The sequence below is a fragment of the Roseovarius sp. genome (assembly GCF_030373445.1).
GTDB lineage: Bacteria > Pseudomonadota > Alphaproteobacteria > Rhodobacterales > Rhodobacteraceae > Roseovarius.
In genome coordinates this window covers 50,972-74,578 of record NZ_JAUCYU010000009.1, presented here as the reverse complement: position 1 = coordinate 74,578, position 23,607 = coordinate 50,972, and the positions used below count along the sequence as shown (strand labels likewise).

Here is a 23,607-nt window from a genome sequence, read left to right as displayed (position 1 = left end):
CGGCGTTATATTTGCAATCTATATGGGCCGCAAAACCCCGCCGCGCAAGGTCGACTTCCCCGTTGACTTCCCCGTGGCGACAGAGGCAGAGAGACACAAATGCAGGCCGCCATCCAATTCCCCGATCTGTCGCCCGAGATCTTCACCCTGCCGATCTTCGGCATGGAATTCGCGCTGCGCTGGTACGCGATGGCCTATATCGTGGGCATCATCATCGGCTGGCGGCTGGTGGTGGCGACGCTGCGCCGGCCGCACCTGTGGAAGAACGACACGCCCGTTATGAAGGAAAGCCAGGTCGAGGACCTGCTGACCTGGGTGGTGCTGGGTGTCATCCTTGGCGGGCGGCTGGGCTACGTGTTGTTCTACAAGCCTGCTTATTTCGTTCAGAATCCGGCCGAGATCCTGATGCTGTGGCAGGGCGGCATGTCGTTCCATGGCGGGCTTCTCGGGGTGATCATCGCCTGCGTGGGCTTCTCGTGGCGGCAGCGGATTCCGTGGCTGTCGGTGGCGGACGTGCTGTGCATGGCGACGCCGGTGGGGCTTTTGCTGGGGCGGATCGCGAATTTCATCAATGCCGAGCTGTGGGGGCGGCCGACCGACCTGCCGTGGGGCGTGATCTTCCCCGGCGAGATGGCGCAGTATTGCCCCGAGGTGGTGGGCGCCTGTGCGCGGCATCCCTCACAGCTTTACGAGGCGTTGCTGGAGGGGCTGATCCTGGGTGCCGTGCTGTTGTGGCTGGTGTTCCGGAAAGGCGCGCTGAAGCGGGTGGGCACGGTGACGGGGGTGTTCTTCGCGGGCTATGGCCTGGCGCGGTTCCTGGTAGAGTTCGTGCGGCAGCCGGATGCGCAGTTCGTGTCGGAGGGCAACCCGCTGGGGCTGGCCTTCCACGTGGGCGGCTACGGGCTGACCATGGGGCAAATATTGTCGCTGCCGATGTTCGCGCTGGCCGCCTACCTGGTGATCCGGGCGCGCGGGCCGGCATGACCGCGCTGAAGGAGCATCTTGTCAGCCAGATAAGGGCCAACGGGCCGATGACGGTGGCGGAGTACATGGCCGTCTGCCTGATGCATCCCGAGCATGGCTATTACGCCACGCGCGACCCGCTGGGCACGGCGGGCGATTTCATAACGGCGCCGGAGATGAGCCAGATGTTCGGCGAGCTGATCGGGCTGGCGCTGGCGCAGGCGTGGATGGACCAGGGGGCGCCGGAGGCGTTCGTGCTGGCCGAGCTGGGGCCGGGGCGCGGGACGCTGATGGCGGATGTGCTGCGGGCGACGAAGGGGGTGGCCGGGTTTCACGACGCGGCGCGGGTGAACCTTGTGGAGACGTCGCCGGCGCTCAGGCAGGTGCAGGCGCAGACGGTCACGTGGCCGGGCATCGCGTGGCGCGAGAGCGTGGGCGACCTGCCGGAGCTGCCGCTTTTCGTGGTCGCGAACGAGTTCTTCGATGCCCTGCCCGTGCGGCAGGTGCAGCGGGAGGGCGAGCGCTGGCGGGAACGGCTGGTGGGGCTCGAGGGCGAGGCGCTGGCGATCGGGCTGAGCGATCCGAAGGCGATGGCACCGCTGGAGCACCGGCTGGAGGATACGCGGGACGGGGATATCGTCGAATTCTCGCCCATGGGCGAAAGTATCGCGGCCGAGATCGGCGGGCGGATCGCGAAACATGGCGGCGCCGCGCTGATCGTGGATTACGGCGACTGGCGGTCGCTGGGCGATACGTGGCAGGCGGTGAAGGGGCACGAGGCCACGGACCCGCTGGCCGAGCCGGGGCGGGCCGACCTGACGGCGCATGTGGATTTCGAGGCGCTGGCGCGGGCGGTGCCCTGCCGGTACAGCCGGTTGACGCCGCAGGGGGTGTTCCTGGAGCGGCTGGGAATCACCGCGCGGGCGCAGGCGCTGGCCAAGGGGCTTGAGGGCGATCGGCTGGAAACCCACATTGCCGCGCATCGCCGCTTGACCCACCCCCATGAAATGGGGACGCTCTTCAAGGTAATGGCATTCACCCCCGACGGGGCGGCCCCGCCGCCCGGACTGGACACATGACGCTCGAGATCATCACCGCCGACGCCCTTGCCCCGCTGCGCCACGGGTTCTTCACCCGCAAGGGCGGGGCGTCGTCCGGCGTGTTCTCGGGGCTGAATTGCGGGCTGGGATCATCCGACCAGTCCGACGTGGTGCGGATCAACCGGACGCGGGCGGCCGATGCGCTGGGGCTCGGGCCGGAGAATCTCGTGAACGTCCACCAGGTGCATTCCGCGCGGGTCGAGGTGGTGGAGGATCCGCAGGAGGAGCGGCCCAGGGCCGATGGCATGGTGACGAAGGTGCCCGGGCTGGCGCTGGCGATCCTGACCGCCGATTGCCAGCCGGTGCTGTTCGCCGACCGGCAGGCCGGGGTGATCGGCGCGGCCCATGCGGGCTGGCGCGGGGCGCTGGACGGCGTGCTGGAAGAGACCGTGGAGCAGATGGAGGCACTGGGCGCGTCGCGCGGGGATATCGTGGCGGTGATCGGGCCCTCGATCAGCCAACAGGCCTACGAGGTGGGCCCCGAGTTCCTTGACGACTTCATGGCCGACGACCCGGACAACCACCGCTTCTTCGCCAATGGCGAGGGCGACCGTTACCTGTTCGACCTGCCCTCTTTCGGGTTGCACCGGCTGCGCCGCGCCGGGGTGGGCCACGCGGAATGGACGCGGCATTGCACCTATTCCGATGCCGGGCGGTTCTATTCCTACCGGCGCGCGACCCATGCGGGCGAGGCCGATTACGGACGGCTTCTGGCGGCGATCCGGCTGTAAATGGGGCATGGCCGGGACCGGGCGGTGCCCGTTCTTGCCACAATCGCGCCCGTCCGGACCGGTGGCGGCCTTTGGGTCGAGGCTATTTCCTAAATGATTTCAGTCATGTGCCGGAACTCTGGCAGGGTTTCCGGATTTTGGCCGCCCTGCCCGGCAAAAGACCGAGGAATCCCACACCCGCGTCAAATCGTGGCCTCAAACCCCGGCAATATTGCAGGCAACGGAACGAGGGACGCCGCCGCGCTCACACCGCCGGGTTCGAGAGCCGTCAAAGCAAGAGGGTAAGGGACAATGAAGAGACGTTGGATGAAATCCGTCATCGAAACCAGCAAGCAGGCGACGCCGGCGCTGCCGTTCCGGCGCGGGATGCGCAACACGGCGCTGCGACACGCGGGCCAGGGTGCCGCGCCGGTCGCCGCACCGGTCAAGGCCGTGCGCACCGCCTGAGCGACGCTGCCAATTGTGGCAAAGTTGCGCGATTCGAATCGGACGGGAATGCCGAATTGTGGCGAAATCGTCGACACGTGACCGACAATCTTAACGAAATTTAATAGATTGTCGGTCGGCACATGACAGTGATTGGTCAAATTTGACTAAACTTGGGCAATTGCGCCAATTGTTTGTCATCGCAACGTGAATGGTAACAAGTCCTTCTGTCGTTGTCGGTGGGGGCCGACGCGGTTGAGACAACCTGATAAAGGTGACTCAATAATGGTATCCCCCTACGATTCCGCGCATTTTTCCGCGCGTTCCGGTAACAAGTCTTCTGCACATCGCGACCGCGGCACCGTTCCGCAGCAGGCCCGCAAGACGCTGGCGATGCGCAAGTACCGTATTTCCTCGCTCATGTCGGACGGACAGGTGCGCGTCTCGGACCAGATCGGTCCGGCGATGCCGATTTTCGAAGCCGCCTTCTCGGCGTTTTCGCACGGCACGCTGATCAACACCACGCAAGGCCAGGTCGCGGTCGAGGATCTCGAGCCGGGCATGAAGCTTCAGACCACCGACCAGGGGCCGATGCAGCTTCTGTGGGTGGGAGCGATGACGCTGATGCCGCGGTCCGACAAGCATCCGCACGGCAGCAGCCTGACCCGGATCATGGCCGACAGTTTCGGCTTTGGCCGGCCGCAGGCCGACATCATGGCCGGGCCCGGCGCGCGGTTCCTGCTGCGGCCCAGCGGCTATGCCGAGCGCTATGGCAGCGAACGGACGCTGACCCCGGCGGCGCAGATGGTCGACGGGTACAACGCTATCGAGATCACCCCGCCGCGGCCGGTGACGGTCTATCACCTCTGCCTGCGGCGCCACGCGATCATCACCGCCGGCGGGATGGAGGCCGAGAGCTATCACCCCGGCCCGGGGTTCGAGCGGAACATGGGGCCGAACATGCTGAGCCTGTTCCTGTCGTTCTTCCCGCATATCAAGCAGCCGCGCGATTTCGGCCCGCTGGCGCATGAACGCCTGCCGCTGAAGGGGATCGAGAACGCGGCTGAGATGGCCTGACAAGGTATTTTGCTGCCATGACCGAAACGGGGCGCGACGGGGGTCGCGCCCCGTTTCGATTCAACCGGTTGCGATGGACCCGGGCGAGATGACGGGAACGAGCCCTTCGGCCGCCGCGGCCAGGGCTGCATCCTCGGTGACCAGCGCATCGGCCTGCAATTGCGTGAGGGCGACGTATTCGGCCAGTTCCGTCGAAGCGAGCCCTTGCCGGTCGGCGATGGTCCAGGCCCTGTGCCGCATCACCGCGTCGCCCAGGTACCTGAATTTGAGCTTGGCGAAGCGCGCGTTGATCGCCTGCCCCTCGTCAGCGGAGAGGGCGCCGTCGCGAACGCGCGCATAGAGGGTCGCGAGCACCTGCGACCGCAGGAGGGTCGGGGCGAGGATAGTGAAGGAGGCCGACGGCGACAGTTCTCCGGAGGCGATCAGGATCGCCGTGGCCGGGTCGATGACGATGCGTTTCGGGTTGGTCCGGGATGACGGCATGTTGGTCTCATGCGGCAGGAACCGCGCCTCAGGCGGATTTCTTCAGCCGGTCTTCCAGCACGTCGAAGGGCACGCCCGGCTCGTCCTTGGCGCCGCGGATCACCAGCGAGGTCTTGACGCTGCCCACGTTGTCGGCGGCGGTCAGCTCCTCGGTCAGGAAGCGCTGGAAGGTCGAGAGGTCGGGCGCCACGCATTTGAGAATGAAATCCACCTCGCCGTTCAGCATGTGGCATTCGCGAACCAGCGGCCAGGCGCGGCAGCGGGCCTCGAAAGCCGACAGGTCGGCCTCGGCCTGGCTTTGCAGGCCGACCATGGCGTAGACCTGCACCTCGAATCCCAGTTCGCGGGCGTCGACCTTGGCGTGGTAGCCCTGGATATAGCCGCTTTCCTCGAGCGTGCGGACCCGGCGGAGGCAGGGCGGCGCCGAGATGCCGACGCGCTTGGCCAGTTCGACATTGGTCATCCGGCCGTCAGCCTGCAGTTCGGCGAGGATCTTGCGGTCGATCTCATCGAGTCGGGTCGCGGGCATTCTGGGTCTCCTGAAAATTCGCGATTGTTATAACACCACTGGCAGCGCGCGCAATATTGTTTCGCCTTGGCGCAAGATCGTTTCCTGACCGGCGCCGCAGCGGTGTTTCGTTGCGCAGCGCGCGCCGGGAACGGCGGCACCGAAGGCCCGCGGCTTGGCGGGATTGCGTCCCGCTTTGCACATGGCGGGCTTGCAGGGGTTTCGCGCCCCCTGCCCCGCCGCTATATCTGTGCCCCGAGTCACCGACACCCTTATCACGCAGGTTCCGATCATGGCCGAGACACGTCACACCAAAACCCTCATCATCGGGTCAGGCCCGGCCGGCTATACCGCCGGTGTCTATGCCGCCCGCGCCATGCTCGAGCCGGTGCTGGTTCAGGGGATCGAACCGGGCGGCCAGCTGACCACCACCACCGAGGTCGAGAACTGGCCCGGCGATACCGAGGTGCAGGGCCCCGACCTGATGGTGCGGATGGAGGCCCATGCCAAGGCGATGGGCTGTGACATCGTGAGCGACATCATCACCCATCTGGACACCGACAGCCGCCCCTTCAAGGCAACCGGCGACAGCGGCACGGTCTATACCGCCGACAGCGTGATCATGGCCACCGGCGCCCGCGCCAAGTGGCTGGGGATCGATAGCGAGGAGGCCTTCAAGGGTTTCGGCGTGTCGGCCTGTGCCACCTGTGACGGGTTCTTCTACCGTGGCGAGGAAATCGTCGTTGTGGGCGGCGGGAATACCGCCGTGGAAGAGGCGCTGTTCCTGACGAACTTCGCCAGCAAGGTGACGCTGATTCACCGCCGCGACGAGCTCAGGGCCGAGAAGATCCTCGAGAACCGTCTGCTCAAGCACCCGAAGATCGAGCCGCTGTGGTTCCACGAGCTTGAGGAAGTGCTGGGCGACGACAGCCCCAAGGGCGTGACCGGCGTGAAGGTGAAGAACAACCAGACCGGCGAGGTCAAGGAGATCCCCTGCAAGGGCGTCTTCATCGCCATCGGCCATGCGCCCGCCAGCGAGCTCCTGAAGGGCAAGGTCGAGATGCATCACGGCGATTACGTGAAGGTCGAGCCGGGCAGCACGCGCACCTCCGTTCCCGGCCTCTTCGCGGCGGGCGACCTGACCGACCACACCTACCGGCAGGCGGTGACCAGTGCCGGGATGGGCTGCATGGCCGCGCTCGATGCGGAGCGGTTCCTTGCGGAGCTCGAAGACCAGCCGGCGCCGCCTGCCGAGAAGGTTGTCGCGGTCGAGTGATGCTCCCCTGAACCGGGTATCGGAGTTCAAATGAAACGGGCAGGCGCGGGACATCCCCGCGCCTTTTTCGTAGCTGGAGCCCCGTTCCATTCGGAGGATCAGGCAAGTCTTGCGGAGGATGCGGCAGGACCGGGCTTGCATGGCAGGCTATCGGTTTCAAGACGGATCAACAGATGCACGGAGCGGCCCCATGTCCTCGATTCAATCGCAATTCCTCGACCTGACCTCTCACAGCGACCGCTATGACGCGATCGACCCTGCGGGCGCATTGCAGGGCAGTGCCAAGGGCAAGGTCGTGTTCATCGCCGGCGCCTCCCGGGGGATCGGGCAGGCCACGGCGGTGGGTTTTGCCGAGGCCGGGGCGAAGGCCCTGTACCTGACGGCCCGGTCCCTTGCGGCGCTGGAGGAGACGCGGGAATTGGTCGGTAAGGCCAATCCCGACACGGCCTGCGCCATCGCGGCCTGTGATGTCACGCAGGCGGCAGCGGTCGAACAGGCGGTCAATGATTGCATCGCCCGGTTCGGCGCCATCGACGTGGCCGATGCCAATGCCGGCTACCTGGGCCCGTGGGTGAAGATCGGCGAGAGCGACCCCGAAGGCTGGTGGCATAACTGGGAGGTCAACCTGCGCGGCACCTACCACGTGATCCGCTTCACCCTGCCCCACCTGATCGCGTCGGCCCAAAGGTGGGCGGCAGAGGGCGGCAGCGGCGGGCACCTGATCCTGCTGTCGTCAATCGGGGCGCAACTGCTGATGCCCGGCGCGTCGGATTACCAGACCTCGAAACACGCCATCAACCGGCTGTGCGAATTCGTGCAGGCGGATCATGGCGCCGACGGGATCAAGTGTTTCGCCATCCATCCCGGCGGCGTGGCAACCGAGCTGGGCAAGCAGATGCCCGAGGCGATGCACGCCTACCTGACCGAGACGCCGGACCTGGCAGCGGGTTTTGCCGTATGGCTGGCCTCCGGCAAGGCCGACTGGGCCAGGGGCCGCTACCTGAGCGCGACATGGGATGTGGGCGAACTTTCGGCCATGCAGGACACGATCCTGCAAGACGACCTGCTGGTGAACCGGCTGCGCGTGCAGGTCTGAAAAGGCCAGGGCGCGGAGGTAATCCGCGCCCTGGCCAATTATTATTGCACTTCGCCCGTCGGGCGCGGCGTGCCCGAGGTTTCCGCCGGAAGAACCGGGTAGGTGACGTCCGGAACCTCGCCGGTCAGCGAGCCGAGGAAGGCGACGATGCTGTCGATTTCTTCCTCGTTCAGCTCGGTGCCAAGCTGCGAGGTGCCCATGATCGCCACAGCCACCTCCAGATCCCAGACCTTGCCCGAGTGGAAATAGGGCGCGGTCAGCGCGATGTTGCGCAGGGGTGCGGCGCGGAAGACGTAGCTGTCATCCGCCGTCTCGGTCACCTGGAAGCGGCCCCGGTCATCCGGCGGCAGCACGTCGGCGCCGGGCTTCTCGATCAGACCGAAGGGGAAGTAGCCGTTGCCGCCAAGGTTGACCCCGTTGTGGCAGGAGGCGCAGCCCTTCTCCATGAAGATCCCGAGCCCCGCCTTCTGGGCCTCGTCGAGTGCCGCGTCGTCGCCGTTGAGGAAGGCGTCGAACGGGGCGGGCGTTGTCAGCGTTGCTTCGTAGGCCTCGATCGCCTTGGCGAAGTTGTCGAAGGTGACCGGGTCCGCCTCGTCCGGGAAGGAGGATTTGAACCAGTCGACATATTGCGGCATCGAGTTTAGCGTCGCGATGACGTTGCCGGGGGTGTTGGCCATCTCGACACCGGCTTGCACCGGGCCCTTGGCCTGGGCCTTGAGGTCTTCGGCGCGGCCGTCCCAGAACTGGGCCTCGTTGAACACCGCATTGAGCACGGTGGGCGAGTTGCGCGGCCCCTTCTGCCAGCCATGCCCGATCGAGGTGGGCATGTTGTCATCCCCGCCGGTGGCGAGGTTGTGGCAGGAGTTGCAGGAGAAGACCCCCGAGGCGGACATCCTTGGGTCGAAGAACAGCGCCTTGCCAAGGTCGATCTTGGCCGGGGTGATGGGGTTGTCGGTCATTGCCGGGATGGTCGAGGGCACCGGCGAGAACATGTCGAGTGCCTCGGCCCTGAGGTCGTCATCCGCCGCGGCCGGTGTGGCCATGGCGAGCGCCGACACGGTGGCGAGAGCGGTCTGTCGGAATACGCGCATGTGAACCTCCTTGTCACATTTCGAAAATGGATCGAGTGCGTTCGCGCGCATGCCCACATTAGACCGATTCCAGACGCTGCGAATTGACATAGGTCAGACCCTTTCCCGCCACGGATGCCGCGCGAGGTGGCAATGCACCGCGCACATAGCGGTATTTTCGCCAGTTTCGGCCCGACGCCCGCAGCGGGCACTTGCAAGTGGGGTTCAAGGCGGTTTAAGGCGCCGGTGATGCCGGGCCCGGTCGTTGCGGGCCTTTAGGAATTTCAATGTCCAGACGACACGAGAGAAGCAATGTCATATTCAAACCTGGCTCCGATTCCCGAGCTCTACGTCTCCTACGACTCCGCGCAGAAACTGAAGGTCGAAGCCGGTGACCTGACAAGCTGGGACCTGAGCCCGCGCCAGATCTGCGATCTCGAGCTTCTGATGAACGGCGGGTTCAGCCCGCTCAAGGGCTTCCTGACCGAGGCCGACTATAACGGTGTCGTCGAGAACATGCGCCTCGCCGACGGCTCGCTTTGGCCGATGCCGATCACGCTGGACGTCTCCGAGGCGTTCGCCGAGGGGATCGAGCCCGGCCAGGATATCGCGCTGCGCGACCAGGAAGGCGTGATCCTTGCCACGATGACCGTCACCGACCGCTGGACGCCCGACAAGAAGCGCGAGGCCGAGAAGGTGTTCGGCGCCGACGACGACGCGCACCCCGCCGTCGACTACCTGCACAACACCGCCGGCAAGGTGTACCTGGGCGGCCCGGTCGTGGGCATCCAGCAGCCGGTGCATTACGATTTCCGCGCCCGCCGCGACACGCCCAACGAGCTGCGCGCCTATTTCCGCAAGCTGGGCTGGCGCAAGGTCGTGGCCTTCCAGACCCGCAACCCGCTGCACCGCGCGCACCAGGAACTGACCTTCCGCGCCGCCAAGGAAGTGGAAGCCAACCTGCTGATCCACCCCGTCGTGGGCATGACCAAGCCGGGCGACGTGGATCACTTCACCCGTGTCCGTTGCTACGAGGCGGTGCTGGACAAGTACCCGGGCTCGACCACCACGATGAGCCTGCTGAACCTCGCCATGCGCATGGCTGGCCCGCGCGAGGCCGTCTGGCACGGGCTGATCCGCCGCAACCACGGCTGCACCCACTTCATCGTCGGCCGCGACCACGCCGGCCCCGGCAAGAACTCGGCCGGCGAGGATTTCTACGGCCCTTACGACGCGCAGGAGCTGTTCCGCGAGCACCAGGACGAGATCGGCATCGAAATGGTCGACTTCAAGCACATGGTCTATGTGCAGGAGCGCGCCCAGTACGAGCCGATGGACGAGATCGCCGACAAGGACAAGGTCACGATCCTGAACATCTCCGGCACCGAGCTGCGCCGCCGCCTGTCGGAAGGGCTGGAGATTCCCGAATGGTTCTCCTTCCCCGAAGTGGTCAAGGAACTGCGCCGCACCAAGCCGCCGCGCTCGGACCAGGGTTTCACGGTGTTCTTCACCGGCTTCTCGGGCAGCGGCAAGTCGACCATCGCCAACGCGCTGATGGTCAAGCTGATGGAGATGGGCGGCCGCCCGGTCACGCTGCTTGACGGCGATATCGTGCGGAAGAACCTGTCGAGCGAACTGGGCTTCTCGAAGGAGCACCGCGACCTCAACATCCTGCGCATCGGCTATGTCGCGTCGGAGATCACCAAGAACGGCGGCATCGCCATCTGTGCCCCGATCGCGCCCTATGCCCATACCCGCCGCAAGGTGCGCCAGGGAATCGAGGAATACGGCGCCTTCTGCGAAGTGCATGTCGCCACCTCGATCGAGGAATGCGAAAAGCGCGACCGCAAGGGTCTCTACAAGCTGGCGCGCGAGGGCAAGATCAAGGAATTCACCGGGATTTCCGACCCCTATGACGTGCCCGAGAACCCCGAGCTGCGGGTCGAGACGGAAGGCACCGATGTTGACAACTGCGCGCACCAGGTGATCCTGAAGCTCGAGCAGATGGGGCTGATCGCGGGCTGAGCCTGACGACAGGTTGAACGGATTGACGGGCGGTCCTTCGGGACCGCCCGTTGTCGTCCGGGAGAGGCCCCGGCTCGGGGGCTGGGGCGGGGAGGTTGGCCCTCGCGGCAGCGATCGGTTAGGAGCAGACGCATGTATGCCGTCGCGCTCACTTCCATTCCGCCGCGCCTGCCCCGGCTGGGACCGGTGCTGGCCTCGCTTCTGGCGCAGACGCCCGCGCCGGAGCGGGTATTGCTGTGCCTGCCGCGGGACTGGGCGCGGTTTCCCGGCCCGGCCGCCCTGCCCGAGGGCGTTGAGGTGATCCGGGCAGAACAGGATTTCGGACCGGCCACGAAGGCGATCGGCCCGGCCCGGGCGCTGGCGGGACAGGTGGAGCGGCTGATCTATTGCGATGACGACTGGCTGATGCCGCCAGGCTGGGCGGCGAGGCTGCTGGCGGCGCGCCGGGAGGGGGCGGCGGTGGCGGCAAGCGGTTGGTCGGTGGCGCGGCTGAAGCGGCTGGGGACGACCACGCCGGGTTGCGTGGACATCGCGCAGGGCTTCTCGGGCGTGCTGGTCGACCCGCGCTGGCTGGCGGGCGCGGAGGTCGTGCCTCCGGCGGAGGCGTGGGCGGTCGACGATATCTGGCTCTCGGGACAGTTGGCGCGGCAGGGCGTTGCGATCCGGCTTGCCGACGGCGCACGGGCCGGTTTGGTACCGGCGTTCGGGGACGGGCACGCGCTGCAGGACGCGGTGATCGGCGGGCGCGGGCGGCACGCGGCGAACATCGCCTGCGTCGAGCTGTTGACCAGGCGCTACGGGATCTGGCCCGCGCGATAGGGACCGGCGCCTCTGGTGAAACCGTCGGAGCCTCCGGCGGGGATATTTCGGGCCAGAAGAAGCACGAGGCGCGGGCGCCCGGTTTCTTCTTGGATCCAAATACTCCCGGGGCGTTTGAAGGGGCTGGCCCCTCAAGGCCTCCGATCGTTCCGTCGAGGCGGGTCGGGGCGGTCTTCCAGGACGGCGGTGGCGGCGCGGTGGTAGAAATCGGCGTAGGATGCGGCGGCGGGGATCGCGCTTTCAAGACCCGGAAGCCGGGCGGAATAGTCGGTCTCGGACATCGACAGGAGGGCGGCGTGCATGTCCCCTTCGGACTGGCACAGGATCATGCCGGACGTGTCCATGAAATCGCCGATATTGGGGCAACCCCAGTAGATCGGCACCGTCCGGCAGAGCACCGCGTCGACCAGTTTCTCGGTGAAGTAGTTCCGCTCCTGCACGTTCTCGATGATGAGCGAGTAGCGGTAGGGCGCCAGCCCCTCGGCCTTGGTGTCGAACGGTTTGTATCCGCGTCCCATCACGTCGACCGGCAGATTCTCGGCCCGCACCCGCTCGACCAGCCGGTGGCGCAGGGCGTGACCCGCCTGAGAGCGTTTCTTCGAGGCGATCAGCGAGCACATGGCGGACTTGGTCATGTCACGCGTCTGCCAGTCGCGGACCCAGGTGCTGCCATAGGGGAAGAAAAGGCCGTTGGGGAGGCGCGCGAGCAGGTCCTCGTTGTAGCTGAGAACGCGGTGGTAGCGGCGCGCGGCGCGGGCGACGCGGGCATGGTAGGCGCCGTGGATGGCCGTGGGCTCGGCCATGATGACCGAAACCCGCGCCCGCGTGCCGAGGCCGGGCCACGCGAGGTAGTAGCTTTGGGCAAACCCCACGAGGTGATCGTCGGGAGTGAGGTCGGCGATGGTGGCGCCCGCTCCCGCCAGACGGTCGGGCCGGCCCAGCGGCCAGAGCAGCCGGTCGAGCGGCACGCGCCCCCGGCGCAGGCCCGGCTTGATGTCGGGCGTCATGACGGCAACGGCAGGGGTGGGATCAGGCATTGCAGGCTCCGCTTGGCAGGCAGGGTCATACGGGCAATCCGCCCGCTGGGCAATCGCCTGCCGGCAGGTCCGGGCCGCCTAAGCGCTTTACCGGGGCCGGTTTCGCCTTTATCCGTGGTCACCGACAGGACAGATCCCCCGTGCCAAGGAGACGACCGCCCGTGACCGCCCCCGCCCTCCTGCCAGCCGTGAAAGGCCCGCGCCCGTGAACGCCGCGCGCGAGGCCTTCATCACGGCGATGCGGCAGGTTGCGGCCACGGTCACCGTCGTCACCACCGACGGCCCGGCAGGCCAGGCCGGCGCCACAGTCAGCGCCTTCACCTCGCTGTCGGCCGATCCGCCCTCGGTGCTGGTCTGCCTGAAGGCCGACAGCAGCATCGCCCGGGCTGTGCGCGGCAACGGGGTGTTCTGCGTCAACGTGCTGCCCGAGGACGCGGTCGAGATGGCACAGGCCTTTGCCGGGGTCTTCGACCACGAGCGCGACAGCCGCTTCCAGGGCGTGGAGTTCTCGAATACCGAGTTCGGGCCGATCCTGGCCCGGGCGACGGCGTTCACCTGCTCGCTCAACCACCGGCACGTGCATGGCAGCCACGCCATATGTATCGGCGATGTCACCGGTATTTCCAACGCGGGCGAGAAGCCGCTGACCTACATGAGCGGGTCGTTCCATATCGTCCGGCCGCGGCAGGTCTGAGGGGCGCTGCCGCTCCGCGATCCGCCCGGCGGGCCGAAATTTACCCCGCGCGCGCCGTGAAATGGATATGGGCCGGACATATTGTCGCCGGTTTTTTCGCGCCAATTCAAGTCAAAGGGAAACAATAGGGTCGGCGAGGCATGGGACGGCTGGAAAACATCTATGAAGGCGACTGGAGCACCGTTTCGCTGACCGCGACGGCGCTTGGCCTGACGGTGCGCGAACGGTTCGAGCGCTTCAAGGTCGAGGCGATGTCGGAGCTGGTCCTGCGTCTGGCGGGTGGGCTGATGGTGGCGGGCTCGACCCTGCTTTGGCTGGTACTGCCGCTGGAGGCAAGCGCAGACCAGATCGTCTCGCACAGCCTGTTGGCGACGCTGTTCACGGCGACCGGGCTGGTCGTCTATGCCTATGGTACGCGCGGCTTCCGTCGGCAGCTGTCGCTGGATGCCAAGCGCGGGACGCTGGCGCTGACCAAGATCAACATGAACGACCAGGGCCGCGTGGTGCGCAGCATCCGCCTGAACGAGATCGAAAGCCTGTTCCTGCGCCGCCCGGCCGGGCGCACGGGGTTCGCCTCGCTCTACGTAAGGGTCGCCGGGCAGGACAGCCCGCTCCTGGCCCTGACCGGGGCGACGGAGGAGCTGGAACAGATCCACGAGGATCTCTGCGAGATCATCCAGACCTCGGAAACCGATGTCCGGCAGGGGTCGGGGCAGACGGCGGGGCGGTTCTCGAGGGGGCTGCTGTCGGCGTAAGCCGTCACCGCTTGATCCGGAAGAGCGTTACACGAGAAAAGGGCCGCCCCGAAAGGCGGCCCTTGGTACTTCGTGCGCAGACTTCGGCAGATTACATCATGCCGCCCATGCCGCCCATGTCGGGCATGCCGGCGCCTGCGCCGTTACCTTCCTTTTGCGGTTTGTCCGCCACCATCGCTTCGGTGGTGATCAGCAGACCCGCGATCGAGGAGGCGTCTTCCAGCGCGGTGCGGACGACCTTCGCGGGGTCGATGACACCGTAGGAGAACATGTCGCCATATTCCTCGGTTTGCGCGTTGAAGCCGAACTTCGGATCGTCCGATTCACGGATCTTGCCGGCCACGACCGAGCCGTCGACACCGGCGTTCTCGGCGATCTGACGAAGCGGTGCTTCGAGCGCCTTGCGAACGATGGCGATGCCGTTGTTCTGGTCGTGGTTCAGACCTTCGAGGCCGTCGAGCGCCTTGGCACCCTGAACCAGGGCCACGCCGCCGCCGACAACGATGCCTTCCTGAACCGCGGCGCGGGTGGCGTTCAGCGCGTCGTCGACGCGGTCCTTGCGCTCTTTCACCTCGGTTTCGGTCATGCCGCCGACGCGGATGACGGCAACGCCGCCGGCCAGCTTGGCAACACGTTCCTGCAGCTTCTCGCGGTCGTAGTCCGAGGTGGTGTCCTCGATCTGCTTGCGGATCTGGCTGACGCGGGCTTCGATTTCGGCTTTCTCACCGGCACCGTCGACGATGGTGGTCTCGTCCTTGGTGATCGACACTTTCTTGGCCTGGCCAAGCATGTCCATGGTGACGCTTTCCAGCTTCATGCCGAGGTCTTCCGAGATGACCTGGCCGCCGGTCAGGATCGCGATGTCCTGCAGCATGGCCTTGCGGCGATCGCCGAAGCCCGGTGCCTTGACGGCCGCGATTTTCAGGCCGCCGCGCAGCTTGTTGACCACGAGGGTCGCCAGCGCTTCGCCTTCGACGTCTTCGGCGATGATCAGCAGGGGTTTCTGCGACTGGATCACCGATTCAAGCAGCGGAACCATCGGCTGCAGCGACGAGAGTTTCTTCTCGTGCAGCAGGATCATGCAGTCTTCCAGCTCGGTGGTCATCTTGTCGGCGTTGGTCACGAAGTAGGGCGACAGGTAGCCGCGATCGAACTGCATGCCTTCGACGACGTCGGTCTCGGTTTCAAGGCCCTTGTTTTCCTCGACGGTGATGACGCCGTCATTGCCGACTTTCTGCATCGCGTCGGCGATCATCTGGCCGATTTCCGATTCGCCGTTGGCGGACACGGTGCCGACTTGGGCAACTTCGCTCGAGTCTTTCACTTCGCGGGCGAGGTTCTTGATGTGCTCGACGACCTTCGCGGTGGCAAGGTCGATGCCGCGCTTGAGGTCCATCGGGTTCATGCCGGCGGCAACGGCTTTCATGCCTTCCTTGGCAATCGCCTGGGCCAGCACGGTGGCGGTGGTGGTGCCGTCGCCGGCTTCGTCATTGGTGCGGCTGGCAACTTCTTTCACCATCTGCGCGCCCATGTTCTCGAACTTGTCTTCCAGTTCGATTTCCTTGGCGACCGAAACACCGTCCTTGGTGATGCGGGGCGAGCCGAAGGATTTGTCGAGAACGACGTTGCGGCCTTTCGGGCCGAGGGTCACGCGGACGGCATCGGCCAGAGTGTTGACACCGCGCATCATCTTGTTGCGGGCGTCGGTGTTGAATTTGACGTCTTTTGCAGACATGTCAGTTGCTCCTGAAATCTTGTTGTCGTTGGGTCAGTTAGACGATCCGGGGCGTTCAGGCTGCCTTGGCGGCCTTGTCACCGTCGATGATGCCCAGAATGTCGCTTTCCTTCATGATCAGCAGCTCTTCACCGTCGAGCGTGATCTCGGTGCCCGACCATTTGCCGAACAGGATGCGGTCGCCGGCCTTGACGTCGAGCTCGACGCGGGCGCCGCCTTCGTCACGGGCGCCTGCGCCCACGGAAACGACTTCGCCTTCCTGCGGTTTTTCCTTGGCGCTGTCGGGAATGATCAGCCCGCCAGAGGTTTTCTCTTCGCTCTCAACGCGGCGGACAAGCACGCGGTCATGCAGCGGTTTAAATGCCATTGCTTTGGCTCCTTGGCTCAAAGTTTCCTCCAATCGCCCCGTCCCGGGCGATTAGCACTCGTCGGTGGTGAGTGCTAACGGCGAATAGCTAGGGGCTGGTCGCGAGGCTGTCAACATCCCGTGATGCATTTTTTTGAAAGAGGGTTTGCGGCCGGGGCATGGGGCCAATAGGCTTTCGCCGAACGGGGGGCGAAAGGAGTTTTCATGCTGCGTCTTGTTGCCGTGATTCTTTTGGTTCTTCAACCCGTTGCCGCGTTTGCGCTGTGCGAGGGCAAGGATCTGATCGATGCCATGCCCGAGGCCGAACGGCAAGAGGTGCAGGCGCGGGCGGACGCCACCCCCTATCCCGAGGGCCTGCTGTGGCGGGCCGAACGGGGCGATACGGAGATCACCATCTTCGGCACCTACCACTTCCGCCATGCCGAGACCGGCGCCCATCTCGAACGCCTGAAACCGCTGATCGACGCGGCCGATTCCGTTTATCTCGAAATGTCGCTGGAAGATCAGAAGGGCTTTCAGGCCGAACTGGCCAGCGACCCGTCGATCATGTTCATCACAGAGGGAGAGACCCTGCCCGACCTGCTGGGCGAGGCCGACTGGCAGCATTTCAAGGCCGAGATGGAAGCGCGGATGATCCCCGGTTTCATGGCCGCGAAGTTCAAGCCGCTCTGGGCCGCGATGATGCTTGGCATCGGCCCCTGCGAGGCGCGCAACGGCGGGTTGGAAGGCGGCGGAATCGACGAGATGGTCGGCGAATACGCGACCGAGCAGGGGCTCGGCTCGCACTCGCTGGAGGATTTCGCCGAGGTATTGACGACGCTCGACACCGAGCCGCCGGAGAAGCAGATCGAGATGATCCGGATGACGCTGGCCTGGCCGGGCGATGCGAACGACATGTCCTACACGATCCGCGAGCGCTACCTGCAGCAGGAGGTGGCGCTGATGTGGGAGTTCTCTCGCGCCGTTTCGCTGAAATACGGAGGGCCGACGGCGGAGGAGGATTTCGCGCGGCTGGAGAGGATCTTCCTGACCGCCCGCAACGCCGCGTGGATCGACAAGCTGATGGCCGAGGTGCCGGGGCAGAAGGTGGTTCTCGCCGCGGGGGCCGGGCATCTGCCGGGCGAGATCGGGATCCTGTACCTGCTGGAGCAGGAAGGCTTCACGATCGAGCGGCTTCCGCTTCGTCCGTGACGGCAAGGCCGCCCGCGTCGCTCAAGGCGTAAAGCCCACGCTCGACCCGGATGAACCAGCCGGAATGGTTGTCGGCCATGATGCGGGTCGCGCGCGTCACGCCCGTGGCCTTGGCCACCTCGGCGCCGCGGCAGGCGCCGTTTTCCGCAAGGTGCGCGACGATGCGCAGCGTGTCCTGCTTGTAGGCGGTCATGATCGCGCCCCGCGTGCCGCCCGCGTTCGGGTCACCCTCGCGGCGGGCGAACTCGGTTAGCAGCCTCTCGCGCCGGCGTTGCGACTTGCGCGGCCGGAACGGCACCGGGTCAGCATGCACCTGCACGAAGCCATCCTCGGCCCGCACGCTGATCACGCCGACGCCCAGCCGCTTGCACAGCCCGATATTGCCCTTGAAGGCGCGCCACCCCGCCCTGCCCTGCCAGCGAGGCACGGCGACGTAGACGGCGTCGGATATCGCCTGCCGCGCCACGGCCTGTTGCAGGAGGGTGAGGGAAAAGCCGGTTTTCAGCTCCACCAGCACCGGTTCTTCCCCGTCGCGGCAGGCCACCACGTCGGCCGGGCCGACCTCGGCCTTGACCTCGTAGCCCAGGCCTTCGAGCCACGCTTTGACAGGCGGGTAGAGGTCTGTTTCGGCCAGTCTGCTCATGCCCCGCAAACTAGCCGGGGCGGGGGCGGCTTGCCAATGCGGGAAATGCGATTGAGCGGGCGGCGTGGCGGGGCTACCCTGTTGCGGGGCTTTGCAGGAGACAGCCATGACCGAGACGCCCGTCACTCGCCCGACGAGCGCCGCAGAGCTGGAGACGGTGATGGGCTGGGCCGCCGAAGAGGGCTGGAACCCCGGTCTCGCCGATGCGGCGGCCTTCCATGCCGCTGATCCGGAGGGGTTCTTCCTGACGCTGGTGGGCGGCGAGCCGGTGGCGGCGATCTCGGTGGTCAATCACGACGAGGGGAACGCTTTCCTCGGCCTCTACCTCTGCCGGCCGGAATGGCGCGGGCGGGGGATCGGCTATGCGACGTGGATGCATGGGCTCAACCATGCCGGTTCGCGGTGCGTGGGGCTGGATGGCGTGCCGGCGCAGGAGGCGAATTACCGGGTGTCGGGCTTCGTGCGGACGGGGGCGAGCCTGCGGCACGAGGGGCGGGTGGAGGCAATGGCATCCGCCGCGGTTCGTGCCGCCAAGGAAGGGGACATGCCCGCGCTCATGGCGCTCGACGCGCGGGCCACGGGGTATGCGCGGCCGCGGTTCCTGGGGGCGTGGCTGTCGAACGAGGCGGAGGTGCGGGAGACGCGCGTGCTGGGGGCGAATGGCGACATCGCCGGTTTTGCCACGTGGCGGGCTTGTGGCAGTGGCACCAAGATCGGGCCGGTCATCGCGCCCGGCACGGGCGAGGCGCTCACCCTGATCGCCGACATCGCCGCGCTGCGCCCCGATGGCCCGCTGATCGTCGACTTGCCGGAGGGCAACACGGCGCTGCGCCGGGCGCTGGAACAGGACGGGTTCACCGTGCCGTTCGCGACCGCCCGGATGTACCGCGGCCCAGCGCCCGAGACCGGCCCCACGCTGCAGGCGATCGCCACGATGGAGCTGGGATAGGTGGCGATCCGTGCGGTGCCGAGCAAAATGATGCTGCACCGCAGCATCGGTAGTGACAAGCCTTTCGGACATGCCTATAAGGCGCGCAAATTCTCATCGCAGACAGGATAAACCCCAAATGACCACGCTTGTTTTCGGCCATAAATCCCCCGACACCGATTCCACCGGCTCGCCCATCCTGTGGGCGTGGTACCTCAAGGAAGTGAAGGGCATCGACGCCGAGGCCGTGCTGCTGGGCGAGCCCAACACCGAAGCGGCCTTCATGCTCGAGCGCTGGAACCTGCCGAAGCCGCGCATCATCTCCGACGTCGAGGACGGGCAGGCCTGCGTGATCGTCGACACCAACAACCCCGCCGAGCTGCCCGCCAACGTGAACGGCGCCGACGTGCAGGCGATCATCGACCACCACAAGCTGGTCGGCGGGCTGGAGACCAAGGGCCCGATCGACATCACCGTGCGCCCGCTGGCCTGCACCGCGACGATCATGGTCGACCTGATGGGCGAGGAGAGTGCCCGGATGCCCGAATGGGCCAAGGGCGCGGCGCTGACCTGCATCCTGTCGGACACGCTGGAATTCCGCTCGCCCACCACCACCGACCACGACAAGGCCGTGGCCCAGCAACTGGCCGCCGATCTCGGCATCAAGATCCCGGACTACGCCGCCGAGATGTTCGCCGCCAAGTCCGACGTGTCGGCTTTTTCCGATGCCGAACTGCTGCGGATGGACTCGAAGGAATACGAGGTGGGCGGCAAGAAGTTCCGCGTCTCGGTTCTGGAAACCACCGCGCCCGACATGGTCCTGTCGCGCAAGGACAGCCTGATGGAGAGCATGACCGGCGTGGCCTCTGAAGACGGCGTCGACCAGGTCCTCTTGTTCGTGGTCGACATCCTCAAGGAAGAAGCCACCCTGCTGGTGCCGAACGATCTGGTGAAAACCGTGGCCGAGAAGAGCTTCGGCGCCTCCGTCTCGGGTGACACGGTGGTGCTGCCGGGCGTGATGAGCCGGAAGAAACAGATCATCCCGAACCTGGCGGTCTGACCGGACCGATGGTTTGAATGAGAGGGCGCCTGCGGGCGCCCTTTTGCGTTCGGCCCCCTGCGCCGCCGCGGCCCCTTACGGCGCGACCTCACCAAGGCGCTTCCAGCCCCACAGGCTGAGCCCCAGCATCGCGGCGTTGGCGCCGAAATCCAGCATCATCCAGCGATTGAAGACCGGCACCTCGAAGACGAACCAGTAGTTGAACCAGAAAAACGGCAGCAGGGCGATGGCGTAGACCAGGAACGTGGTGCGCTGCCATGTGCTGAACCAGATGAAGAGCCCCCCGAGAACGGCCTGGGCACCGAAGCAGCCGATCAGGAGGGCGCTTGTCGCGCTCAGGTGCTGGTAATCGGCGGCGATGGTCAGCCGCTCGACCATGCCCGGCGCGAACAGGCACCACCCGCCGAGAACGAAGTAGGGAGCCGAAATCAATCTCTGGATATGTCGGGGCTGCATGTGTCGTCGCCTCTGGTCGTCAACCGGTGCATCTGTGCCACGTCCGGCCTCCTGCTCCATAGAACCCGTTTGGTGATCCCGGGCAACCCGGAACAGGAACACAGACCGCCGGCCCCGAGTTGACCGGGCGATGAAACACACGCTCGTCACCCTCTCCGCCCTGCTGCTGGGTTTCTTCATGCTCCAGATGAGCAACGGCCTGCAAGGCTCGCTGCTGGCGCTCCGCGGCGATATCGAGGGCTTCGGGGCCACGGCAATCGGGCTCGTCATGTCCGGCTTTTACGTCGGCATGGGGCTCGGCTCGCTCCTGGCCGGGCGCCTGATCGAGCGGGTGGGGCATATCCGCACATTCGCGGCGCTGGCGTCGGTCGCCTCGGCGATGGCGCTGGTCCACCTGATCCTGATCGACCCGGTCACCTGGGTCCTGGTGCGGGCGATCACCGGCTTTTGCTTCGCGGGTCTGCTGATCGCGGTGGAATCGTGGCTGAACGCCTCGATCGCCAGCCATGAAAGGGGCCGCCTGTTGTCCATCTACGCCATGGTCGGCATGGCGGCCGGGGTCTGCGGCCAGCTGCTGCTCGACGCGGCGCCGCCCGAAAGCTTCCTGCTGTTCCTTGTCGTGTCGGTCGGGCTGTCCCTGGCCCTCGTTCCCACCGCCCTCAGCCAGGCGAAGGCACCGGTGCCGGAGGGCGCCCAGCAACGCCCCTCGATCCGGCTCCTGTGGCGGATCTCGCCCTTCGGGGCGATCGCCATGGCCATGGCCGGCGCCTCGCTCGGCACCTTCCTCGGGCTTGCACCGGTCTTTGCGCAGCGGATCGGCTTCTCGCCGTCCGAAATCGCTTACCTCATGGCCGCCGCCACCCTCGGGGCGCTTGCGCTGCAGTTCCCCATCGGGGCCCTTTCCGACCGGATCGACCGCCGCTGGGTCTGCATCAGCGTGGCCCTCGCGGCGACGCTCATCCTTGCCTACCTCTCGCGGGTGGAGGTGCAGGGCTTTGCCACGAGCCTTGCCATCGCGGCGCTGATCGGCGGGCTTCTGCTGCCAACGATCTCGGTCGTGGTGGCGCATATCAACGACAGGGCGCCGGCCGACTCGCTTCTGGCGGCGTCTGGCGGAATCGTCCTGATGCAGGGGATCGGCGCCGCCGCCGGCCCCTTCATCGGCGGCGCGGCGATGGAGGCGCTGGGCCCGACCGGCCTTCTGATCACGCTAAGCGCCGCGCAATCGGTCATGGTGCTGTTCGCGGTCTTCCGCCTGATGGTGACCAAGGGCATCGAGCCCGAACAGAAGACCACGTATGCGCCCGTGCCGATGTCGGGCGTCGAGGGGGACCTGCAGCTGCCCGAGGCCGGGTGAACCGGCGCGGCGGGCCCCTACCCCTTCAGCCGCTCCAGCAACTCCCGCGCCGCGTTGGTGGGCGTCGCGCGGCCCTCGGCCACGTCCTCGGCCGCCTGCGCCATCGCCGCCTTCGCCTGCGGCGTTTCCAGCTGCGCCAGCAGGACCTGCTTCACTTCCTCGTTGAACCAGTACCGGGCCTGCGCCTCGCGGCGGGCGTCGAAATGGCCGTTCTCGCGGCGCCAGTCGACCAGGGCGGTCATCTCCTCCCACGCCGATTTCAGCCCCTCTTCCTGCTGGGCCGAGACCATCATCGCCTTCGGGAACCCCTCCGGATCCTGCGGCCGCTTGCGCAGCAGGCGCAGTGCGCCGGTATAGTCGGAACAGGTGCGCGTGGCCGCGGCTTTCAGGTCACCATCGGCCTTGTTGACGAGGATCATGTCCGCCATCTCCATGATGCCGCGCTTGACCCCCTGCAGCTCGTCACCGCCCGCCGGGGCCAGCAGCAGGATGAAGAGGTCCGACATCTCGGCCACCACCGTCTCGGACTGGCCCACGCCCACCGTCTCGATCAGCACCACGTCGAAGCCCGCGGCCTCGCAGACCGCCACCGCCTCGCGCGTGCGCCGGGCCACGCCGCCCAGGTGCGACTGGCTGGGCGAGGGGCGGATGAAGGCGTTGGGGTCGCGGCTGAGCCGTTCCATCCGCGTCTTGTCACCCAGGATAGACCCACCCGAGCGGGTCGAACTGGGATCGACCGCCAGCACCGCCACCCGCAACCCCTCCGCCGTCAGCATCGTGCCGAAGGCCTCGATGAAGGTGGATTTGCCGACGCCCGGCGTGCCCGACAGGCCGACGCGGATCGCCTGTCCCTGCCCCTTCAGCGCCTCCATCAACTCGCCCGCCTTTAGGCGGTGATCCGCCCGTCCGCTCTCGATCAGGGTGATGGCCCGTGACAGGGCGCGCCGATCCCCCTTGATAATTCTGTCGCTTAGCTGTGCAATATCCATGGCCGCCGCCCGTGTATTGGTCTTACGGTTCCTAATGCCTTGGCCAGGGCGCGGATGTCCAGAGCGGGGCGCGCGGCGAATGAGGTTACGTGATGCGACTACTCCCTGTTGTTCTTCTTGCCCTGCTGGCCGCCCCCGCGCAGGCAGACGATCCGTCTTCGATGCAGTTCGACGTCCGGCTCCTGGGGCTGAAGGCCGGGACGATCGAGATTGCCGCCAACGTCAACGACCGGGCCTATGCCGCCCGCACCCGGTTCCGCACCGCCGGCGTGGTGGGCGCGCTCAAGCAGGTGCGCGCCGACGTCTCGGTGCAGGGCCGCGTGGCGGGCGGGGCGCTGAAACCCCAGACCTACTCCGAGGCGATCGACGACGGCAGCCGGGTGACCAACGTGAAGGTCCAGTTCGCGCCGGGCCAGCCCCGCCTGCTCTCGGGCGATACCGGCAGCAGCGCGCCGCCCGCCGATACCTCGAAGCTGAACGGCGCGATCGACCCGCTGACCCTGCTCTACGTTGCCCTGCGCGACCAGCCCCGAGACGAGGTCTGCCGCTTCCAGGCCGATGTCTATGACGGCCACCGCCATGCCGTCATCACGCTCAAGGGGCGGCAACCCAACGGCAGCACCATCACCTGCAACGGCTCCTACCGGCGGGTCGCAGGCTATTCCGACAGCGAGCGCGAGAAGCGCAATGTCGGCATCTCGGTCACCTACGTGCCCGCGGGCGACGTGATGCGCGCCGAACGGGTGGCCTTCGACACCAAGCTGGGCCCCGCGGTGATGGACCGGCGCTGAGCGCCCCTGCGCTTCTTCTTGGCTGAAATA

The 23,607-nt window shown here is 66.4% G+C and carries 25 protein-coding genes; 16 read left to right on the top strand and 9 right to left on the bottom strand.

The window, feature by feature from the left end:
- Window positions 1-99 precede the first annotated feature (99 nt).
- The 5 genes from lgt to QUV18_RS16295 all read left to right on the top strand — a co-directional run bounded on the left by lgt (window position 100) and on the right by QUV18_RS16295 (window position 4,297).
- Complete coding sequence (gene lgt / locus QUV18_RS16315) at window positions 100-984, top strand: prolipoprotein diacylglyceryl transferase (RefSeq protein ID WP_300895082.1); 885 nt, start codon at window positions 100-102, stop codon at window positions 982-984.
- Window positions 981-2,042, top strand: a complete 1,062-nt coding sequence (locus tag QUV18_RS16310; protein WP_300895081.1) for an SAM-dependent methyltransferase — start codon at window positions 981-983, stop codon at window positions 2,040-2,042. Before lgt ends, QUV18_RS16310 begins: the two co-directional genes overlap by 4 nt.
- Window positions 2,039-2,794, top strand: a complete 756-nt coding sequence (pgeF, locus tag QUV18_RS16305) for a peptidoglycan editing factor PgeF (protein WP_300895080.1) — start codon at window positions 2,039-2,041, stop codon at window positions 2,792-2,794. The genes QUV18_RS16310 and pgeF overlap by 4 nt, the downstream gene beginning before the upstream one ends.
- Window positions 2,795-3,100: 306 nt before the next feature.
- Window positions 3,101-3,241, top strand: a complete 141-nt coding sequence (locus QUV18_RS16300; protein ID WP_300895079.1) for a hypothetical protein — start codon at window positions 3,101-3,103, stop codon at window positions 3,239-3,241.
- 264 nt (window positions 3,242-3,505) lie between these two features.
- The gene (locus QUV18_RS16295; RefSeq protein WP_300895078.1) at window positions 3,506-4,297 is read left to right on the top strand and encodes a Hint domain-containing protein; all 792 of its coding nucleotides are present in this window, start codon (window positions 3,506-3,508) and stop codon (window positions 4,295-4,297) included.
- A gap of 60 nt (window positions 4,298-4,357) precedes the next feature.
- Here the strand turns inward: QUV18_RS16295 and QUV18_RS16290 are convergent, their stop codons facing one another.
- Entirely contained in the window at window positions 4,358-4,780 is a 423-nt protein-coding gene (locus tag QUV18_RS16290; RefSeq protein ID WP_300895077.1) for a hypothetical protein, read from the bottom strand.
- 28 nt (window positions 4,781-4,808) lie between these two features.
- On the bottom strand, window positions 4,809-5,309 hold the full coding sequence (locus tag QUV18_RS16285; protein WP_300895076.1) for an Lrp/AsnC family transcriptional regulator: 501 nt from the start codon (window positions 5,307-5,309) through the stop codon (window positions 4,809-4,811).
- A gap of 271 nt (window positions 5,310-5,580) precedes the next feature.
- Here QUV18_RS16285 and trxB point away from each other — a divergent pair, with 271 nt between their 5' ends.
- Window positions 5,581-6,564, top strand: coding sequence for a thioredoxin-disulfide reductase (gene trxB / locus QUV18_RS16280; protein WP_300895075.1), 984 nt, complete (start codon window positions 5,581-5,583; stop codon window positions 6,562-6,564).
- Between the two features lie 190 nt (window positions 6,565-6,754).
- Window positions 6,755-7,660, top strand: a complete 906-nt coding sequence (locus tag QUV18_RS16275; protein ID WP_300895074.1) for an SDR family oxidoreductase — start codon at window positions 6,755-6,757, stop codon at window positions 7,658-7,660.
- Between the two features lie 41 nt (window positions 7,661-7,701).
- Here QUV18_RS16275 and QUV18_RS16270 read toward each other — a convergent pair whose 3' ends face one another.
- Window positions 7,702-8,751 carry a cytochrome-c peroxidase gene (locus QUV18_RS16270; RefSeq protein WP_300895073.1) on the bottom strand — a complete coding sequence of 350 codons (1,050 nt, stop codon included), beginning with the start codon at window positions 8,749-8,751 and terminating at the stop codon, window positions 7,702-7,704.
- Window positions 8,752-9,042: 291 nt separating this feature from the next.
- Between QUV18_RS16270 and QUV18_RS16265 the strand changes: the two genes are divergently transcribed.
- The gene (locus QUV18_RS16265; RefSeq protein WP_300895072.1) at window positions 9,043-10,755 is read left to right on the top strand and encodes a bifunctional sulfate adenylyltransferase/adenylylsulfate kinase; all 1,713 of its coding nucleotides are present in this window, start codon (window positions 9,043-9,045) and stop codon (window positions 10,753-10,755) included.
- A 132-nt stretch (window positions 10,756-10,887) separates the two neighbouring features.
- The gene (locus QUV18_RS16260; protein ID WP_300895071.1) at window positions 10,888-11,574 is read left to right on the top strand and encodes a glycosyltransferase family A protein; all 687 of its coding nucleotides are present in this window, start codon (window positions 10,888-10,890) and stop codon (window positions 11,572-11,574) included.
- A 131-nt stretch (window positions 11,575-11,705) separates the two neighbouring features.
- On the opposite strand, the gene QUV18_RS16255 is transcribed toward QUV18_RS16260, so the two are convergent.
- Window positions 11,706-12,611: a glycosyltransferase family 10 gene (locus QUV18_RS16255; RefSeq protein WP_300895070.1), complete on the bottom strand. Its 906-nt coding sequence runs from the start codon at window positions 12,609-12,611 to the stop codon at window positions 11,706-11,708.
- 205 nt (window positions 12,612-12,816) lie between these two features.
- Between QUV18_RS16255 and QUV18_RS16250 the strand changes: the two genes are divergently transcribed.
- Together QUV18_RS16250 and QUV18_RS16245 are read left to right on the top strand one after the other, a co-directional pair.
- Window positions 12,817-13,305: a flavin reductase family protein gene (locus tag QUV18_RS16250; protein WP_300895069.1), complete on the top strand. Its 489-nt coding sequence runs from the start codon at window positions 12,817-12,819 to the stop codon at window positions 13,303-13,305.
- A gap of 140 nt (window positions 13,306-13,445) precedes the next feature.
- Entirely contained in the window at window positions 13,446-14,060 is a 615-nt protein-coding gene (locus QUV18_RS16245; RefSeq protein ID WP_300895068.1) for a hypothetical protein, read from the top strand.
- A gap of 91 nt (window positions 14,061-14,151) precedes the next feature.
- Here the strand turns inward: QUV18_RS16245 and groL are convergent, their stop codons facing one another.
- Both groL and groES read right to left on the bottom strand, forming a co-directional pair.
- Window positions 14,152-15,795 (bottom strand): chaperonin GroEL, encoded by a 1,644-nt coding sequence (gene groL, locus QUV18_RS16240; RefSeq protein ID WP_300895067.1) that lies wholly within the window; start codon window positions 15,793-15,795, stop codon window positions 14,152-14,154.
- A gap of 55 nt (window positions 15,796-15,850) precedes the next feature.
- Window positions 15,851-16,162: a co-chaperone GroES gene (groES, locus tag QUV18_RS16235; protein WP_300895066.1), complete on the bottom strand. Its 312-nt coding sequence runs from the start codon at window positions 16,160-16,162 to the stop codon at window positions 15,851-15,853.
- Window positions 16,163-16,366: 204 nt separating this feature from the next.
- Between groES and QUV18_RS16230 the strand changes: the two genes are divergently transcribed.
- Complete coding sequence (locus tag QUV18_RS16230) at window positions 16,367-17,353, top strand: TraB/GumN family protein (protein WP_300895065.1); 987 nt, start codon at window positions 16,367-16,369, stop codon at window positions 17,351-17,353.
- On the opposite strand, the gene QUV18_RS16225 is transcribed toward QUV18_RS16230, so the two are convergent.
- Complete coding sequence (locus QUV18_RS16225) at window positions 17,322-17,996, bottom strand: DUF2161 family putative PD-(D/E)XK-type phosphodiesterase (protein ID WP_300895064.1); 675 nt, start codon at window positions 17,994-17,996, stop codon at window positions 17,322-17,324. The genes QUV18_RS16230 and QUV18_RS16225 overlap by 32 nt on opposite strands.
- A gap of 106 nt (window positions 17,997-18,102) precedes the next feature.
- On the opposite strand from QUV18_RS16225, the gene QUV18_RS16220 reads away from it, so the two are divergent.
- Both QUV18_RS16220 and QUV18_RS16215 read left to right on the top strand, forming a co-directional pair.
- Window positions 18,103-18,945 carry a GNAT family N-acetyltransferase gene (locus QUV18_RS16220; protein WP_300895063.1) on the top strand — a complete coding sequence of 281 codons (843 nt, stop codon included), beginning with the start codon at window positions 18,103-18,105 and terminating at the stop codon, window positions 18,943-18,945.
- A 118-nt stretch (window positions 18,946-19,063) separates the two neighbouring features.
- Entirely contained in the window at window positions 19,064-19,984 is a 921-nt protein-coding gene (locus QUV18_RS16215; RefSeq protein ID WP_300895062.1) for a manganese-dependent inorganic pyrophosphatase, read from the top strand.
- A gap of 75 nt (window positions 19,985-20,059) precedes the next feature.
- Here the strand turns inward: QUV18_RS16215 and QUV18_RS16210 are convergent, their stop codons facing one another.
- Window positions 20,060-20,440, bottom strand: a complete 381-nt coding sequence (locus QUV18_RS16210) for a hypothetical protein (protein ID WP_300895061.1) — start codon at window positions 20,438-20,440, stop codon at window positions 20,060-20,062.
- A gap of 130 nt (window positions 20,441-20,570) precedes the next feature.
- Between QUV18_RS16210 and QUV18_RS16205 the strand changes: the two genes are divergently transcribed.
- Window positions 20,571-21,797, top strand: a complete 1,227-nt coding sequence (locus QUV18_RS16205; RefSeq protein ID WP_300895060.1) for an MFS transporter — start codon at window positions 20,571-20,573, stop codon at window positions 21,795-21,797.
- A gap of 17 nt (window positions 21,798-21,814) precedes the next feature.
- Here QUV18_RS16205 and meaB read toward each other — a convergent pair whose 3' ends face one another.
- Window positions 21,815-22,786, bottom strand: a complete 972-nt coding sequence (gene meaB / locus QUV18_RS16200) for a methylmalonyl Co-A mutase-associated GTPase MeaB (RefSeq protein ID WP_300895059.1) — start codon at window positions 22,784-22,786, stop codon at window positions 21,815-21,817.
- A gap of 92 nt (window positions 22,787-22,878) precedes the next feature.
- Here meaB and QUV18_RS16195 point away from each other — a divergent pair, with 92 nt between their 5' ends.
- The gene (locus tag QUV18_RS16195; RefSeq protein ID WP_300895058.1) at window positions 22,879-23,577 is read left to right on the top strand and encodes a DUF3108 domain-containing protein; all 699 of its coding nucleotides are present in this window, start codon (window positions 22,879-22,881) and stop codon (window positions 23,575-23,577) included.
- The last annotated feature ends 30 nt before the right edge of the window (window positions 23,578-23,607 follow it).